Annotated in this window: 14 protein-coding genes and 1 pseudogene; 3 read left to right on the plus strand and 12 right to left on the minus strand. The window is 60.0% G+C overall.

The features are described from left to right. Positions 1-23: 23 nt before the first annotated feature. Positions 24-428, plus strand: coding sequence for a DUF7878 domain-containing protein (locus CCOS191_RS08510; protein ID WP_046854812.1), 405 nt, complete (start codon positions 24-26; stop codon positions 426-428). A 160-nt stretch (positions 429-588) separates the two neighbouring features. On the opposite strand, the gene CCOS191_RS08515 is transcribed toward CCOS191_RS08510, so the two are convergent. The 12 genes and pseudogenes from CCOS191_RS08515 to gloB form a co-directional block, all read right to left on the minus strand. After that, a complete protein-coding gene (locus CCOS191_RS08515) occupies positions 589-858 on the minus strand; it encodes a DUF3077 domain-containing protein (RefSeq protein WP_046854813.1) in 270 nt (89 codons plus the stop codon). Positions 859-1,012: 154 nt separating this feature from the next. Continuing rightward, complete coding sequence (locus CCOS191_RS08520; protein WP_046854814.1) at positions 1,013-1,258, minus strand: hypothetical protein; 246 nt, start codon at positions 1,256-1,258, stop codon at positions 1,013-1,015. 399 nt (positions 1,259-1,657) lie between these two features. Further along, a complete protein-coding gene (locus tag CCOS191_RS27845) occupies positions 1,658-2,731 on the minus strand; it encodes a hypothetical protein (RefSeq protein WP_156177519.1) in 1,074 nt (357 codons plus the stop codon). Between the two features lies 1 nt (position 2,732). Further along, positions 2,733-4,316: an AAA family ATPase gene (locus tag CCOS191_RS27115; RefSeq protein ID WP_082120372.1), complete on the minus strand. Its 1,584-nt coding sequence runs from the start codon at positions 4,314-4,316 to the stop codon at positions 2,733-2,735. Positions 4,317-4,613: 297 nt separating this feature from the next. Beyond that, a pseudogene (locus tag CCOS191_RS28360) lies at positions 4,614-4,839 on the minus strand (hypothetical protein); the annotation flags it as partial. A 316-nt stretch (positions 4,840-5,155) separates the two neighbouring features. Beyond that, positions 5,156-6,757 (minus strand): ABC transporter ATP-binding protein, encoded by a 1,602-nt coding sequence (locus tag CCOS191_RS08525; RefSeq protein WP_046854815.1) that lies wholly within the window; start codon positions 6,755-6,757, stop codon positions 5,156-5,158. Position 6,758: 1 nt separating this feature from the next. Then, on the minus strand, positions 6,759-7,778 hold the full coding sequence (locus tag CCOS191_RS08530) for an ABC transporter permease (protein WP_046854816.1): 1,020 nt from the start codon (positions 7,776-7,778) through the stop codon (positions 6,759-6,761). Position 7,779: 1 nt separating this feature from the next. Beyond that, positions 7,780-8,853 (minus strand): microcin C ABC transporter permease YejB, encoded by a 1,074-nt coding sequence (locus tag CCOS191_RS08535; RefSeq protein ID WP_046854817.1) that lies wholly within the window; start codon positions 8,851-8,853, stop codon positions 7,780-7,782. A 1-nt stretch (position 8,854) separates the two neighbouring features. Then, positions 8,855-10,687 (minus strand): extracellular solute-binding protein, encoded by a 1,833-nt coding sequence (locus tag CCOS191_RS08540; RefSeq protein ID WP_046854818.1) that lies wholly within the window; start codon positions 10,685-10,687, stop codon positions 8,855-8,857. Continuing rightward, positions 10,684-12,516 carry an extracellular solute-binding protein gene (locus CCOS191_RS08545; protein WP_231867477.1) on the minus strand — a complete coding sequence of 611 codons (1,833 nt, stop codon included), beginning with the start codon at positions 12,514-12,516 and terminating at the stop codon, positions 10,684-10,686. Before CCOS191_RS08545 ends, CCOS191_RS08540 begins: the two co-directional genes overlap by 4 nt. 178 nt (positions 12,517-12,694) lie before the next feature. After that, positions 12,695-14,125: a lytic transglycosylase domain-containing protein gene (locus CCOS191_RS08550; RefSeq protein WP_046854819.1), complete on the minus strand. Its 1,431-nt coding sequence runs from the start codon at positions 14,123-14,125 to the stop codon at positions 12,695-12,697. Positions 14,126-14,225: 100 nt separating this feature from the next. Next, on the minus strand, positions 14,226-15,005 hold the full coding sequence (gene gloB / locus CCOS191_RS08555; RefSeq protein WP_046854820.1) for a hydroxyacylglutathione hydrolase: 780 nt from the start codon (positions 15,003-15,005) through the stop codon (positions 14,226-14,228). 84 nt (positions 15,006-15,089) lie between these two features. On the opposite strand from gloB, the gene CCOS191_RS08560 reads away from it, so the two are divergent. After that, positions 15,090-15,863 carry a methyltransferase domain-containing protein gene (locus CCOS191_RS08560; RefSeq protein WP_038706475.1) on the plus strand — a complete coding sequence of 258 codons (774 nt, stop codon included), beginning with the start codon at positions 15,090-15,092 and terminating at the stop codon, positions 15,861-15,863. A gap of 13 nt (positions 15,864-15,876) precedes the next feature. Then, positions 15,877-16,323: a ribonuclease HI gene (gene rnhA, locus CCOS191_RS08565; protein ID WP_023629443.1), complete on the plus strand. Its 447-nt coding sequence runs from the start codon at positions 15,877-15,879 to the stop codon at positions 16,321-16,323. The last annotated feature ends 65 nt before the right edge of the window (positions 16,324-16,388 follow it).

Consider the following 16,388-nt stretch of genomic DNA (forward strand, 5'->3'; position numbering starts at 1 on the left):
ACGTTCAGGGCAGGCGAACACCGATGAAGATCGACTTTGAATTGCTCACATTGCCGGACGACATGTCGGGCTACAACGCGGCGGCCTTTACCGAAGGCCGTCTGCACATCGAAGTGAAGGGGCAGGTGTTCTTGCAGGTCGAGTATTGCCTGCTGCTCGAATTGGCGAACGTGATGACGCAATGGCTGGCGTCCGTGGCTACCTGTGGGGCTCAGGATTTTTACTACGCCTCGATGGACGAAGAAGAGGAGCCGATCATCGCGCTGCGCTACTGCCGCGCCAGATCGGTCTTCTCACTATGGTCCTGTTGGGCGGTGTGCGAGCATGGTCCCGAAACGACGCTGGAACAGGCTATCGAATGTTTCGAGCGGTATGTTCATGACTTGAGGCAGGCAATCGACCAGCGTCTGCGGGCTGTTTCATCCTGATAATCCGTTCAGGCCCACACGTGACCTGTAGGAGCGGCCTTGTGCCGCGAAAGGGCCGCAAAGCGGCCCCAGATCTGCGCCTCATGCACCATTGCCGGGGCTGCTACGCACCCCTTTCGCGGCACAAGGCCGCTCCTACAGAGCCGCATGTACCCAGAGGTCAGTGCTTCATCCCCAACTCCGCATCATCCATCAGCGCCTTGGCCAGCGCGCTCAGGTAATACGAGGCCCAGATCAGCTGAGGCTTCTCCTCCATGATCCCGGTGATGGTCAGGTCGCACACGCAGCCCATCAACTCCGAAGCCTGTTCCCGTGCGTGCTGGCAAGGGATGCCGGGTTCGATGCAGAACAGCGGATCGGTATGCCCCTCACCTTGGTAGAACCGAGTCTTGCCCACCGTGGTGTGGGGCGTGGTGTCGTCTGTGCTCATTGCTCAATCTCCCTGAAATGATCGGTGCCTGGGCGAGCTCTCACAGTTAGATCCGCTATCAGCTACACAGCATCTGCCGCGCGGCCACGCCGATCCCCTGTGGGAGCCGGCTTGCCGGCGATGAGGCCAGCCCAGGCAACCCATGGCTAACGGCCTAGTGCAGTGTGCGAGGCTCCACCTGCGGCATCTGCACCTGAATCAACGCTGATTCGAGCAGCACCCGCAGCGCCTCCATTTCATGCATCGCAGCCATGACCAGAATCGACACGGGTGACTTGGGATGCAGCAGAACAGCCTGATGCGCCACGGTCTGCGCGCACAGGGCGTACTCCGTGGCCTGGATGATGGTGTCTTCGAGGGAGTGGGGGTTGTGGGGTGGATCGGGAACTATCTTCAGCATGGTTTTGTGCCCTTTGATGGGGCCGCTACCGGACTGCTGTCAAACAGGTAGGTGGCAGCTATGCATAGGTTGACAGACCGGCGGACACAGAAACCGGCGCACGCAAGCGTGCCCCATGCACAGCCGCCATAGAGGGCAAGCAGTGCAGGTGTCGCGTCGCGGCCTGTCAAAGCCGATCGCTGATTTGCAGCGACCTGCCGAGACTAGAGCGATGGCAGAGCGATCGCAACGGAAAAAAGGCAGGAGGAGAATATTTGGGAAATGGCCTACAAGAAATAGGCTAAATCTGATTTTTTACTGTGGATATAGTGGGGGTTCAAAGAAATAGTGGCCCAAGGACCAGGGCTTCATTGATTTATGGAGCCGTGGCCCTTATTGTTCCGGCGGGTCGGGGATTGGTCATGTTGTTTTAGGAATGGCAGAAGCGCTCCAGCTAGTCAGGGTTCCGCCTATTGTTAACCATAATTTCGATAGTACATTGCACTCAGATGGATCCATTTCGGAGTAGCTTTGAATTTTATCTTTTACAAGTCTTTTCTCTGGCCAGGGTTTAAGGACTTCGCACTGGCATCGCTGAGAGGAGCACTGTTCAGTGCATGTTGTTTCAGGAAGTCCAAGCGCAGATTTCCAGTAAAGCCATCCATTATTCGATTGTCTGAGGCTAGCAACGGAAAAACCCTTTTTGTAATCCCAGAAAAGCTTTGCTTCTGGGTGCCCCGTGATTTCTGCTTGCTTTATTTTATCGATGATGGCTTTTGAAGTGGGGGATGTGCAGTTGCTGCGGAGGAATTGAAGTGGAACCAGGTTTTCAATTTCGTGGAAATCTAGGTCTAAATGGAATGATAAGGCCAAATCGTTTGAGTTTACGGCCCTTACCTCGGAACTGGTTGGTCCGGGGATGTCTGTGGGGAATTTTTTATCCGAATCTGTTACGCACAAGCAGAATTGGTTGTTCAGTCTTTGAGCTTCAGAATATACTGCATGTGTACGGCCGCCGCCACCATGGATTGGACGGTAGTTGCGATTCAAGAAGCCTGGGTTTATATGCTTTCTAACGTACCAGCGAGATATTATTTCATAAATAAAATCATCTTGTATTTCTTCGTAAATGACCTCTGTAGGGTTTCGTAGGCTAAGGTGTCTGACCTTTCTGAGAGGGATTAAAATTATGTTTTTGTTTTCTCTATTAATTAAGGTTGGTTGATCGCCACTTACTCCAATTTCTGCAAAGGTAGTGACCATGGATTTTGCGGAGGCAAATTGTGAGTATTTTGTGGCGAGCCCATTGTAAGCTCTTCGGGCGGATGAACCTAGAGCTTCATGGGTAGAAAGGAACTTAAGGGTCTTAAGGTCCCCTGTGATTAAGTGGTTGCCTGATCTGATGATGCCGGCTATGTCCTCAAGAGAATCTATAAGCTCTTGCGCGAGAGGAATATTAAGTTGGGTTATGGACTGGTCGAGGTGGATTAGCATATTATGCCTCGAAGTCAAAGAAGCCAAACGGCCAATTTTGCAATGATCCAGAATCATCATAGCTACTGAGTTCAACGTTGGTGCTTGATGTGTTGGATTGCTTCGAAAATAGTACGATGCTGGAATCTTCCTTAGTAAGCTTCTCTTCGGCAGTCATTAGTCCGATCTTATTGATTATTACTTCGCTATGCGTCTCTAGTACAATAAAAAGCTGTATGTCGTTTTTTTGCGCTGTCTTTGCTGCCTTTACCAGTATTTCAGCCAGTCTTGCTTGAAATCTTGGGTGTAAATGCAGTTCGGGTTGCTCAATTACGCAAATGCTTGGTACCGGATACAAGGGGGTGGCGGATTTGGATGTTCTGTTAAGAATAGTCCACAGCTGAACTAAAACAGGAATTACTTGCGAAAAGCCAAAGCCCATGTCTGCGAGGTTGTAAGTCTGGTTTGATTGTGAGAACGTAATGCGAAGACTAACGTGGCCACCCTCAAGTGCTGCAGATATTTTGAGGCCTAACTCTGACATGGTCCAGCTTTCTAATGATAAGCGGTCTCTTTCGGACAGGTTCCTCAGAAACATTGCAAGATTTTCACCTTTGGAGTCCAGTTCTGACACGGCTAAATCTTGGGAGCGGTAGTATCTCTGTGCTGATGCTCGTATAGGTTCAATATAGCTCACTCGTCTAAATGTGTAATCCAGAACGTCATCTAGGTTGTGTAATATTATTGGTATTTTATTTAGGAGGACGAGGTTTCTATATTCTAGATAGTCGGGGTGGTCGATACCTATGGGTTTTGTTTTGTTTATCCAAGTGGTTGTGGTGTCGAGAGTTTTGAAGCCGATATACATGTCTTGATTGCTTCCAACTCGTGCAAAATGTACAAGCATGTCCCGCTTCTGAGGGCGTGTGCGCGTGTGCAGGTATTTTGAAATAATCTGTATTAGTTGTTCGCTAACCTTATAGGCGTTTACCATATTCCACCAGCTGCCGTAGAGGCGTTCTTTGGAGGAGTCTTGCTTTGCGCGAATTACTGGTAGAATTTTTGATGCTGATTGATAGTCGAAGTACTCGCAGTATTCTTGATAGCTTTTGTTGTTTATGTTAATCCCGCTGATTTTTCCATTTTCTGCAATGTCTATTTTTAATATGTTTCCGTCAATCGAAAAATCAACGCCAGCTGTGCGAGTGAGCCCGTCCTTTCCAAGTGAGGAAAGTCTTAGCGCTATATCAAGCTTTATAGCGATATCTCTCCTGGGGTCAAAGCTTCCTCTTGCCCTGTACATATTTCTGGAGTTTGTATAGAAGAATGGAGATGGTACATTCATGCCGAATTCAAATACTATTTCCTTGGCGCCTTCGGTACGTGTAAGTGCTTGGTCGAAATCGCCGAAGTCAACATATTTTCCAAACCAAAGTATTGAGCTTCTAGTATTCGCCTCTGCGCTCTGTCTCAGTAATGGAAAGGTTCGTAAGAATGTACTCTTCCCGCAGCTGTTTTCCCCAAGTAGTATGGTGAGGGGTTTAAGTTGAACTCTGCCAGTATCCTGCAGGCTTCTGAGGTTCTTAATTCTTAGCGATTCGAGCATTGTATTTCCATATGTATTGACCGATCACGGCAAGGGTAATAGGTGCCGTACTCCGGAGTGAGTAATGTTAGGATTTTTGAAGCGGAGGTGGGTTGTTCGCCAGAGAGGGCTGCTATCTATATCTGACTTTACGACCAGCGTTGTGCTAGGGGGAGCGCGGAGAAGGTGTTGCTGGGGGCGTCCAGACTGGCGTTTGTTGTTGGTGTTTATAAGTTTGTAAGTGTGCATGCTTCGTCCTTGAGGCTGCTGGTGGCGTAAGGCTATTAATTTATACGCAGTGGTGCTAAAAGCCAAGGTCTAATGACGTGGTCGCAATGACGAAGTCCGAAAATTATCTTGGGCACTGTACAAAAAGTAGTGTCGTAGAAACCTCCTCCAGCAAGCCACTGAGGCCGTCGCAGCAATGCTTTCCGCCTGCTTGCCTTAAGGTGTACCCAGGCGGTGGTGCTCCTTAGGTCAATCAAACAGTCGTCCATGGCGTTCTGCTGTCGATGTTGGGTTTGTCAAACAGGCGAGGTAGGCCGCAGAATCACAGACTGCATCTGAATTATTGGCGCAAGGGCTCCACGTCACAGCCGTTGCCCCATCCAGAAGCGAGCAGCGGAGCTTGTGTGGGCGGCCACGACGCGAAGTAGACCACTGCCCAACAGTCGCTAGGCATGGTGGTTTTGCTGGCTTGGGAGCATAGAGTGATATGCCGCAGACGTCATGGTCCAGGTGGCCTTTTGAGGCTCCGCTGAAACTTCAGAGATTTTTTTCAATACTGAATGTAATTTGATACGTTCCCTTGGTGTAGAGACGGCTGGGTTGTGGGCACTTATGAATTTTTAGTCTAAAAATCAGCCAAGGTGGAGAAACGCCGCCTCCAACAACTGCCGCGTATACCCATGCCGCGGGTCATGAAAAATCTCCCCCGCATCCCCCTGTTCCACCACCTGCCCATGCTTGATCACCATCAACTGATGACTCAACGCCTTGACCACCGCCAGGTCATGGCTGATAAACAGATAAGTCAGGTTGTACTTAACCTGCAAATTCCGCAGCAGCTCAACCACCTGCCGCTGCACCGTCCGATCCAGCGCCGAGGTCGGCTCATCCAGCAGTATCAAAGCCGGCTTCAACACCAACGCCCGAGCAATCGCAATCCGCTGCCGTTGCCCACCAGAAAACTCATGGGGATACCGATGCCGCGTCCGCGGATCCAGCCCCACTTCCTCCAACGCCGCGATAATCGCCGCTTCCTGCTCAGCCGGCGTGCCGATCTTGTGAATCCGTAACCCTTCGCCAACGATATCCGCCACGCACATGCGCGGGCTCAGGCTGCCGAAGGGGTCCTGAAACACCACCTGCATCTCCCGCCGCAGCGGCCGCACTTCCTTCTGGTTCAGCCCCTCAAGATTCTGCCCATGGAAGCGAATTCCACCCTGGCTGGATATCAACCGCAAGATGGCCAGCCCCAAGGTGGACTTGCCCGACCCACTCTCGCCAACGATGCCCAGCGTCTGCCCCTGGGGCAGGCTGAAGTTCACTCCGTCCACGGCCTTCACATGATCCACGGTGCGGCGCAGCAGCCCCTTCTTGATCGGGAACCACACCTTCAGATCCTTCACCTCCAGCAACGGCGCCCCTTCGGCATTCGCAGCCGGCGCTCCGCTGGGCTCGGCATTGATCAGCATCTGCGTATACGGATGCTGCGGCTTGCTGAACAGCGTGGCGCAATCGGCCTGCTCGACGATCTTGCCGCACTGCATCACGCACACGCGGTGGGCGATGCGGCGTACCAGGTTGAGGTCGTGGCTGATCAGCAGCAGGGCCATGCCGAGGCGCGCCTGCAACGACTTGAGCAGGTCGAGGATCTTCAACTGCACGGTCACGTCGAGCGCCGTGGTGGGCTCGTCGGCGATCAGCAGTTCGGGTTCGTTGGCCAGGGCCATGGCGATCATCACCCGCTGGCGCTGGCCACCGGAGAGCTCGTGGGGCAGGGCTTTCAGGCGCTTGTGCGGCTCGGGAATGCCGACCAGTTCCAGCAGCTCCAGGGTGCGCGCCGTGGCGGCCTTGCCGGTGAGGCCCTTGTGCAGCAAGAGGATCTCGTTGATCTGCTTCTCGATGCTGTGCAGCGGGTTCAGCGAGGTCATCGGCTCCTGGAAGATCATCGCGATGCGGTTGCCGCGAATGCGCTGCATGGGCTTTTCGCCCAGGTGCAGCAGGTCCTTGCCTTGGTAATGGATGGTGCCAGAAGGATGCCGCGCCAGCGGGTAGGGCAGCAGGCGCAGGATCGAGTGGGCGGTCACCGACTTGCCCGAGCCGCTTTCGCCGACCAGGGCCAGGGTCTCGCCCTTGCGGATGTCGAAGCTGATGCCGTCGACCACGCGGTTGACCTGCTCGCCAGTGACGAACTCCACCGCCAGGTCGCGGACTTCGATCAGGGTGTCTTGGCTCATGTCATTTCCTCGGGTCGAAGGCGTCGCGGGCGGATTCGCCGATGAATACCAGCAGGCTCAGCATCACCGCCAGCACGGCGAAGGCGCTGATGCCCAGCCACGGGGCTTGCAGGTTGGACTTGCCCTGGGCCACCAGCTCGCCCAGCGAGGGGGAGCCGGCGGGCAGGCCGAAGCCAAGGAAGTCCAGGGCGGTGAGGGTGCCGATGGCGCCGGTGAGGATGAACGGCATGAAGGTCATGGTCGAGATCATCGCGTTGGGCAGGATATGCCGGTACATGATCGGGCCGTTGCGCATGCCCAGGGCGCGGGCGGCGCGCACGTATTCCAGGTTGCGCCCGCGCAGGAACTCGGCGCGCACCACGTCCACCAGGCTCATCCACGAGAACAGCAGCATGATGCCCAGCAACCACCAGAAATTGGGCTGCACGAAGCTGGCGAGGATGATCAGCAGGTACAGCACCGGCAGGCCGGACCAGATCTCCAGGAAGCGCTGGCCGGCCAGGTCCACCCAACCGCCGTAGAATCCCTGCAGGGCGCCGGCGATCACGCCGACGATGGAACTGGCGATGGTCAGCGTCAGGGCGAACAGCACCGAGATGCGGAAGCCGTAGATCACCCGGGCCAGTACGTCGCGGCCCTGGTCGTCGGTGCCCAGCAGGTTGTCGGTGGAGGGTGGCGCGGGGGCGGGTACTTTCAGGTCGTAGTTGATGCTCTGGTAGCTGTAGGGGATCGGCGCCCACAGCACGAAGGCGTCCTTCTTGGCCAGCAACTCGCGGATGTACGGGCTCTTGTAGTTGGCCTCCAGCGGGAACTCGCCGCCGAAGGTGGTCTCCGGGTAGCGCTTGAAGGCCGGGAAGTACCATTCGCCGTCGTAGCGCACGGCGATGGGCTTGTCGTTGGCGATGAACTCGGCGCCCAGGCTGAGCACGAACAGCACCAGGAAGATCCACAGCGACCACCAGCCGCGGCGGTTGGCCTTGAAGCGCTCGAAGCGCCGGCGATTGAGGGGGGAGAGGGCCATGTCAGTGCTCCCGGCTGGCGAAGTCGATGCGCGGATCGACCAGGGTGTAGGTGAGGTCGCCGATCAGCTTCACCACCAGACCGAGCAGGGTGAAGATGAACAAGGTGCCGAACACCACCGGGTAGTCGCGGTTGATCGCCGCTTCGAAACTCATCAGGCCCAGGCCGTCGAGGCTGAAGATCACCTCGATCAGCAGGGAGCCGGTGAAGAAGATGCCGATGAACGCCGAGGGGAAACCGGCGATCACCAGCAGCATGGCGTTGCGGAACACATGGCCGTAGAGCACGCGGGTGCGGCTCAGGCCCTTGGCCTTGGCGGTGACCACATACTGCTTGTTGATCTCGTCGAGGAAGCTGTTCTTGGTCAGCAGGGTCATGGTGGCGAAGTTGCCGATCACCAGGGCGGTGATGGGCAGCACCAGGTGCCAGAAGTAGTCGAGGACCTTGCCGGTGGTGCTGAGTTCGTCGAAGTTGTTGGAGGTGAGCCCGCGCAGCGGGAACCAGTCGAAATAGCTGCCGCCGGCGAACAGCACGATCAGCAGGATGGCGAACAGGAACGCCGGGATGGCGTAGCCCACGATGATCGCCGAGCTGGTCCACACGTCGAAGTGGCTGCCGTGGCGCACGGCCTTGGCGATCCCCAGCGGGATCGACACCAGGTACATGATCAGTGTGCTCCACAGCCCCAGCGAAATGGACACGGGCATCTTCTCGGCGATCAGGTCGATGACCTTGGCGTCGCGGAAGAAGCTGTTGCCGAAGTCCAGCTGGGCATAGTTCTTGACCATGATCCACAGCCGCTCGGGCGCGGATTTGTCGAAGCCGTACATGCGCTCGATCTCGGCGATCAGCGCCGGGTCCAGGCCTTGCGCGCCACGGTAGTTGGAGCCGGCCACCGAGACTTCGGCGCCGCCGCCGGCGATGCGGCTGGTGGCGCCTTCGAAGCCTTCGAGCTTGGCGATCATCTGTTCCACCGGGCCACCGGGAGCGGCCTGGACGATGATGAAGTTGATGATGAGGATGCCGAACAGGGTGGGGATGATCAGCAGCAGACGCCGCAGGATATAGGCCAGCATGTCAGTTGGCCTCATCCGGTGCGGCGGCTTCGCTTACCGCGGGCGTGACGTCGGGCTTGATCCACCAGGTGTCGATGCCGATGTCGTACTTGGGCGATACGGCGGGGTGGCCGATATGGTTCCAGTAGGCTACGCGCCAGGTCTTGATATGCCAGTTGGGGATCACGTAGTAACCCCATTGCAGCACGCGGTCCAGGGCGCGGCAGTGTTCGATCAGGCTTTGCCGTGAGTCGGCGTTGATCAACTGCTCCACCAGCTGGTCGATGCCAGGGTCGCGCAGGCCGATGAAGTTGCGGCTGCCGGGATTGTCGGCGGCGGCGCTGTTCCAGTACTCGCGTTGCTCGTTGCCGGGCGAGTTGGATTGCGCGAAGCCGCCGACGATCATGTCGTAGTCACGCGAGCGCAGGCGGGTGATGTACTGCGACACGTCCACGCGGCGGATCTCGATGTTGATGCCAAGGTCCGCGAGGTTGCGCTTGAACGGCAGCAGCACGCGCTCGAACTGGGTCTGCGCCAGCAGGAACTCGATGGTCATCGGCTTGCCGTCTTTATCGACCATCTTGTCGTCGACGACCTTCCAGCCGGCCTCCTGCAGCAGCTTGTAGGCCTGGCGCTGCTGGTCGCGGATCATGCCGCTGCCGTCGGTGACGGGGTTGTGGAAGGCACCGTTGAACACCTCGTCCGGCACCTTGCCGCGCAGCGGCTCGAGGATCTTCAGCTCGGCAGGGCTGGGCAGGCCGCTGGCGGCCATTTCGGAGTTCTCGAAGTAGCTGCCGGTGCGGGTGTAGGCGCCATTGAACAGCTGCTTGTTGGTCCACTCGAAGTCCAGCAGCAGGCTGATGGCGTGGCGCACGCGGATGTCCTGGAACATCGGCTTGCGCAGGTTGAAGATGAAGCCCTGCATGCCCACCGGGGTGCCGTTGGGTAGTTCTTCCTTGATCAGCCGGCCGTCGCGCACGGCGGGCACGTCGTAGGCGGTGGCCCAGTTCTTTGCGCTCACCTCCAGGCCATAGTCGAACTGGCCGGCCTTGAGCGCTTCGAGGGCGACGGTGTTGTCGCGGTAGGAATCGAAGGTCATCACGTCGAAGTTGTAGAAGCCGCGGTTGATCGGCAGGTCCTTGGCCCAGTAGTCCTTGACCCGCTCGTAGCGGATCGAGCGGCCGGCCTTCACCTCGGCGACCTTGTACGGGCCGCTGCCGAGCGGGATCTCCAGGTTGCCGCGGTCGAAGTCGCGGCCTTGGTACCAGTGCTTGGGCAGCACAGGCAGCTGGCCGAGGATCAGCGGCAGCTCGCGGTTGTTGTTGTGCTTGAACTTGAACAGCACCTTGAGCGGCGCTTCGGCGACCACTTCGGCGACGTCGGCGTAGTACTGGCGGTACAGCGGCGCGCCATCCTTGATCAGGGCGTTGAAGGTGAATACCACGTCCTCGGCGCGCATCGGGTGGCCGTCGTGGAAGCGTGCTTCGGGGCGCAGGTAGAAACGCACCCAGCTGTTGTCGGGGGCCTTTTCGATCTTGCCGGCCACCAGGCCGTACTCGGTGAAGGGTTCGTCCAGGCTCTGACGCATCAGGGTGTCGTAGATGGCGCCGACGTTGTCGGCGGGCACGCCCTTGTTGATGAACGGGTTGAGGCTGTCGAAGCCGCCGAAGCTGGACTGGCGGAAGGTGCCGCCCTTCGGTGCGTCGGGGTTGACGTATTCGAAGTGCTTGAAGTTGGCCGGGTATTTCGGCGCCTCGTCGTACAGGGTCAGGGCGTGTTGCGGGGCGGCCTCGGCCGGGAGCGTGAGGCAGGCCAGCAGCAGGCTGGCGGCCAGGCGGCGCAGGGTCGGCGTCATTTGGCTTTCTCCGAAGTCTTCTTGATCCACCAGCTGTTCAGCCCGAGGGTGTAGGGCGGCGTGGTGACGAAGGCGAACCGGTTGCGGTAGGCCAGGCGGTGATTGTCGAGGTACCAGTTGGGGATCATGTAGTACTGCCATGAGAGCACGCGGTCCAGGGCGCGCGCGGCGGCGATCTGGTCATCGCGGCTGCGGGCGGCGAGCAAGGTGTCGAGCAGGTGGTCGACCACCGGGTCCTTCACGCCAGCATAGTTCTTGCTGCCCTTGGTGGCGGCCTGGCTCGAGTGGAAATACAGCCACTGCTCGAGGCCCGGGCTCAGGGTCTGGTTCAGGGTCATCAGGATCATGTCGAAATCGAACTGGTCGAGCCGTTGTTTGTACTGGGCCCGGTCCACGGTGCGCAAGCGCGCATCGATGCCGATGCTGGCCAGATTTTCGACATAAGGTTGCAGGATGCGTTCGAGGTTGGGGTTCACCAGCAGCAGTTCCAGCCTGAACGGTTGGCCTTTGCTGTCCACCAGGCGCTGGCCGTTGAGCTTCCAGCCGGCCTGGGCGAACAGGGCCAGGGCCTGGCGCAGGGCGGGGCGGCTGATGCCGCTGCCGTCGGTGTGGCTGACCTGGTAGGGCTCGGTGAACAGCTTGTCCGGCAGCTGGTCGCGGAATGGCTTGAGCAGCAGCCATTCCTTGCCGGTGGGCAGGCCGCTGGCGGTGAAGTCGCTGTTGGGGTAGTAGCTGGTCGAGCGGCGGTAGGCGCTGCTGAACAGGGCGCGGTTGGTCCACTCGAAGTCGAGCATCAGGCCCAGCGCCTGGCGCACCCGTGGGTCGCTGAACGCGGCGCGGCGGCTGTTCATGAACAGGCCTTGGGTCTGGGTGGGGATCTTGTGCGGGATCTGCGCCTTGATCACCTCGCCACGGCGCACGGCGGGGAAGTTGTAGCCGTTGGCCCAGTTCTTCGCCTGGTGCTCGATGTAGATGTCGAATTCACCGGCCTTGAACGCCTCGAAGGCCACGGTGGCGTCGCGGTAGAACTCGTATTCGACGCGCTTGAAGTTGTACTTGCCGCGGTTAACCGCCAGGTCCTTGCCCCAGTAGTCCTTCACCCGTTCGAACACCAGCCGGCGACCGGGTTGCACTTCGCTGATGCGGTAGGGGCCGCTGCCCAGCGGCGGCTCGAAGGTGGTGGCCTTGAAGTCGCGTTTGGCCCAGTAGTGCTTGGGCAGCACCGGCATCTCGCCCAGGCGCAGGATCAGCAGCGGGTTGCCGGCGCGCTTGAACACGAAGCGGATGCGCAGCGGGCCGAGGATATCGACCCGGGCCACTTCCTGCAGGTTGGTGCGGTAGATCGGGTGGCCGTCCTTGAGCAGGGTGCGGTAGGAAAACGCCACGTCCTGCGCGGTGATCGGCACGCCATCGTGGAAGCGCGCCTCGGGGCGCAGGTTGAACACCACCCAGCTGCGGTCCTCGCTGTACTCGACCGAGCGGGCGATCAGGCCGTAGCTGGAGGTGGGTTCGTCGCCGGACGGGTCGTACATGCCGGTACCGACCATCAGCGGCTCGTTGAGCTCGTTGATGCCGTACTGCAGGAAGTTGGGCGTGGTGACCGGGCTCGAGCCCTTGAAGGTGTAGGGGTTGAGCGTGTCGAAGGTGCCGAAGGCCATGGCCCGCAACGTGCCGCCTTTGGGGGCTTGCGGGTTGACCCAATCGAAGTGGGTGAAGCTGGCCGGGTACTTGAGCGTGCCGAACTGCGCGTATCCGTGGCTTTCGCTCACCATCGCGACGGCGGGGAAGCTCAAGGCCAGGCTGAGTGACAGCAGGAGGGGACGTATCAAGTCGGCATCCGATCCAGAGGGCGTTGGGCTTGGTTCGGGGTACAGTAACAGCTTGTCTGGAATGGAAAAAGGGTAGGGCGCGGGGCTTTGCTTCAGCCTTCAAGGCATCGCGGGGCCAGCCCGCTCCCACGCCGATCGCGACTGGCGTGGGAGGAGGGCTGGCCCCGCGAGCGAGGTATCAGCGCGCCAGGTAGACGGTCAGGGTCTGGCCTGGCTTGAGCGCGTGCCCGGTGCGTGGGTTCCAGCGCTTGAGGTGCTTCATCTCGACGTTGAAACGCTTGGCCACCAGGTAGTACGAATCGCCCTTGCGCACCTTGTACTGGGTGGAGCGCTGCTTGGAGTCGGCCACGCGGTTGGCCGCCGCGCTCGGCGCGCTGCCGCCACGCAGGGCCAGGACTTGGCCGACCTTGAGGTTGTTGCCACGGATGCGGTTCCAGCTTTGCAGCTGCTTGACCGACACCCGGTTGGCCTTGGCGATGCTGCCCAGGTTGTCGCCACGCTTGACCCGGTAGCTGCGCGCCGCGGGCGCCTTGGCCTCGGCCAGGGCTGCCTGGAACACGGCCTTGTTCGGTTGCAGGCTGACCAGTTCCTCGGGCTTGAGGTTGGACATGCGGTCGCTGAGCAGTTGCGCCTTGGCGGTCGGCACCAGCAGTTGCTGCGGGCCGTCCACGGTCATGCGCTTCTTGAAGGCGGGGTTGAGCTGGATCAGTTCGTCTTCGTCGATGTCGGCGAAGGCAGCCACGCGGGACAGGTCGAGGCGGTCGTTGATGGCGACGGCTTCGAAGTACGGCTCGTTGGCGATCGGGTTCAGGTTGACCCCGTAGGCGGCCGGGGTGTTGACCACCTGCGACAGGGCCAGCAGCTTGGGCACGTAGTCACGGGTTTCCTGCGGCAGCGGCAGGTTCCAGTAGTCGGTCGGCAGGCCCAGGCGCTCGTTGCGCTCGATGGCGCGGCTGACCGTGCCTTCACCGGCGTTGTAGGCCGCCAGGGCCAGCAGCCAGTCGCCGTTGAACATGTCGTGCAGGCGGTTCAGGTAGTCCAGCGCGGCGTTGGTCGAGGCGGTGACGTCGCGACGGCCGTCGTAGAAGTTGGTCTGGCGCAGGTTGAAGTGGCGCCCGGTGGACGGGATGAACTGCCACATGCCGGCGGCGTGCGCGCGGGAGTAGGCCATCGGGTTGTAGGCGCTCTCGATGGCCGGCAGCAGGGCCAGTTCCAGCGGCATGTCGCGTTCTTCGAGGCGCTCGACGATGTAGTGCAGGTAGAGGCTGCCGCGCTCGCCGGCGTTCTCGAGGAACGACGGGTTGCTGGCGAACCACAGGCGCTGCTGTTCGATGCGCGGGTTGACGTCCATGCCGTCCTGCAGGGCAAAGCCCTGGCGCATGCGCTCCCAGACGTCCTGCGGCGGTGCCTGCTCCTTGGGCTTGACCACCAGCGGCGCGGGCTTGTGCTTGATCCGCGCCTGGTAGTTGTGCGCGCGAACGCTGTCGGCTTCGTCGAGCTGACGGGTGCTCTGGCAGCCGACCAGGGTGGCGGCCAGCGCCAGTGCACTGATCTGGGCCAGTCGCGTCAGGGCGACCGAATGAGAGGTTCTGCGGCTACGGGAAGACATCGGCTGGGACGGTTATCCGGGCGAAAAAGTTGGGCGATTCTAGAAACCGCTCCCCGCCGGGTCAACCATCGGGCCTATGATGCGATATATCTTGAGGTTATCAGAACACGTCCTTCCAAGACCTCAAGGCAGCAAAAACAGTGGCTTGGCTGGGGTTGGAATGTCCCTTCCATTCGTCTGCTTTTTGTTTAACGAATGTTTCAGCGGTGCGCAAAAACGGGTTGGTCAGGCGCTCCAGGCCAATGTTGGAGGGCAAGGTGATGCGATTGTCGGCGCGCAACCGGGTAACGTCCTCGAACCGTTGGCGAACGTGTTCGTTGTCGGGTTCCACGGCACGGGCGAAGCGCAGGTTGCTCAGGGTGTATTCGTGGGCGCAGTACACTTCGGTCGCGGCGGGCAGCGCCGCCAGGCGTTGCAGCGAATGGTGCATCTGCTCGGGCGTGCCTTCGAACAAGCGGCCGCAGCCGGCGGCGAACAGGGTGTCGCCACTGAACAGTAGCGGTGTGGGCGATTGCGCAGTGTAATAGGCGATGTGGCCCAGGGTGTGGCCGGGCATGGCCAGGACCTCGAAGGCCAGGCCCAGCACCTCGATGCGGGCGCCGTCTTCCAGGGCGATGTCGCGGCCCGGGATATGTTCGCTGGCCGGGCCGTACACCTGGGCGCCGGTGGCCTGTTTCAGGGCTTCGACGCCGCCGACGTGGTCATGGTGGTGGTGGGTGACGAGGATTGCCTCCAATGCCCAGTCCGGGTGCTGCTCCAGCCATGCGCGCACCGGCCCGGCGTCACCGGGGTCGACCACTGCGCAGCGGCGATTGGCAGTATCCTGTAACAACCAGATGTAGTTGTCGTTGAAAGCGGGTAGGGCATCGATCTGTATCATGTGCGGATCCGTATCGCCAAGCCTGGACATTGAGGGCATCTTAGCCGCGATGGCGCGAGCGGAGAACCTTCGAGGGAGAACGCAATGACCGACCAAGCCTTCGCCCAGGCCGACCCCGACTGGGTCGAGCTGATCCGCCTGGCCCGCGACTGGTTCGATGGGCCTCTTGGGCAGTTGATGCTCAAGGAGGAGGAAAAGTTGCTCGAAGAAGAGCTGCGGCGCTTCTTCGGTGGCTACCTTGTGCACTACGGCCCCTGCGCCGAACCCCCGCCCAACGCCCCGCAGGTGCAGCGCAACGTGCGCCTGGGCGCGCCGCTGCCGGGGGTGGAGATCGTCTGCGAAGAACAGGCCTGGCCGTTGTCGGAGCACGCCGCCGACGTGGTGGTGCTGCAGCATGGTCTGGACTTCAGCCTGTCCCCCCACGGGCTGCTGCGTGAAGCCGCCAGTTCCGTGCGCCCGGGTGGCCACCTGCTGATCATCGGGATCAACCCCTGGAGCAGTTGGGGCGTGCGCCATTTCTTCAGCCACGGGGCCTTGCGCAAGGCCCGATGCATCTCGCCGTCGCGGGTCGGCGACTGGCTCAACCTGCTGGGCTTCGCGCTGGAGAAACGCCGCTTCGGGTGTTATCGTCCGCCGCTTGCCTCGCCGGCCTGGCAGCAGCGCCTGGCTGGCTGGGAGCGCGTGGCCGGTGGCTGGCAGACTGCCGGCGGCGGTGTCTACCTGCTGGTGGCGCGCAAGATGGTGGTGGGCCTGCGGCCGCTGCGCCTGGAGCGCCGCGAGCCGATGGGCAAGCTGCTGCCGCTGCCGCTGGCCAAGGTCAACCGCAGCGCCACCCATCCCGAATCCGAAAAGCACTGAACATGAGTGGTACATGAGCGATAGCGTCGAGATCTACACCGATGGTGCCTGCAAGGGCAACCCTGGCCCGGGCGGCTGGGGTGTGCTGATTGTCTACAAGGGCGTCGAGAAGGAGCTGTGGGGCGGCGAGCGCGAGACCACCAACAACCGCATGGAGTTGATGGCGGCGATCGAGGGCCTCAAGGCGCTCAAGCGCGAGTGCGAGGTGCTGCTGACCACCGACTCGCAGTACGTCATGAAGGGCATCAACGAGTGGATGGTCAACTGGAAGAAACGCGGGTGGAAGACCGCCGCGAAAGAGCCGGTGAAGAACGCCGACCTGTGGGTGCAGCTCGACGAACAGGTCAACCGGCACAAGGTGACCTGGAAGTGGGTCCGTGGGCATATCGGCCATCCGGGCAACGAGCGCGCCGACCAGTTGGCCAATCGTGGGGTTGATGAGGTTCGCGCTCAGCGTTGATCTGATTGGGGCTGCTGTGCAGCCCATCGCGGCTGAAGCCGCTCCTACCCCGATCCGCATGTTTC

This window comes from Pseudomonas sp. CCOS 191, assembly GCF_001007005.1.
GTDB lineage: Bacteria > Pseudomonadota > Gammaproteobacteria > Pseudomonadales > Pseudomonadaceae > Aquipseudomonas > Aquipseudomonas soli.

What these genes read in the sequence shown, in the direction of transcription:
- CCOS191_RS08550 (WP_046854819.1), bottom strand. Translation starts at nt 14,125, where the DNA reads ATGTCTTCCCGTAGCCGCAGAACCTCTCATTCGGTCGCCCTGACGCGA.
- CCOS191_RS08510 (WP_046854812.1), top strand. Translation starts at nt 24, where the DNA reads ATGAAGATCGACTTTGAATTGCTCACATTGCCGGACGACATGTCGGGC.
- CCOS191_RS08520 (WP_046854814.1), bottom strand. Translation starts at nt 1,258, where the DNA reads ATGCTGAAGATAGTTCCCGATCCACCCCACAACCCCCACTCCCTCGAA.
- CCOS191_RS08530 (WP_046854816.1), bottom strand. Translation starts at nt 7,778, where the DNA reads ATGGCCCTCTCCCCCCTCAATCGCCGGCGCTTCGAGCGCTTCAAGGCC.
- gloB (WP_046854820.1), bottom strand. Translation starts at nt 15,005, where the DNA reads ATGATACAGATCGATGCCCTACCCGCTTTCAACGACAACTACATCTGG.
- CCOS191_RS08525 (WP_046854815.1), bottom strand. Translation starts at nt 6,757, where the DNA reads ATGAGCCAAGACACCCTGATCGAAGTCCGCGACCTGGCGGTGGAGTTC.
- CCOS191_RS08560 (WP_038706475.1), top strand. Translation starts at nt 15,090, where the DNA reads ATGACCGACCAAGCCTTCGCCCAGGCCGACCCCGACTGGGTCGAGCTG.
- CCOS191_RS08540 (WP_046854818.1), bottom strand. Translation starts at nt 10,687, where the DNA reads ATGACGCCGACCCTGCGCCGCCTGGCCGCCAGCCTGCTGCTGGCCTGC.
- CCOS191_RS08515 (WP_046854813.1), bottom strand. Translation starts at nt 858, where the DNA reads ATGAGCACAGACGACACCACGCCCCACACCACGGTGGGCAAGACTCGG.
- CCOS191_RS27115 (WP_082120372.1), bottom strand. Translation starts at nt 4,316, where the DNA reads ATGCTCGAATCGCTAAGAATTAAGAACCTCAGAAGCCTGCAGGATACT.
- rnhA (WP_023629443.1), top strand. Translation starts at nt 15,877, where the DNA reads ATGAGCGATAGCGTCGAGATCTACACCGATGGTGCCTGCAAGGGCAAC.
- CCOS191_RS08535 (WP_046854817.1), bottom strand. Translation starts at nt 8,853, where the DNA reads ATGCTGGCCTATATCCTGCGGCGTCTGCTGCTGATCATCCCCACCCTG.
- CCOS191_RS27845 (WP_156177519.1), bottom strand. Translation starts at nt 2,731, where the DNA reads ATGCTAATCCACCTCGACCAGTCCATAACCCAACTTAATATTCCTCTC.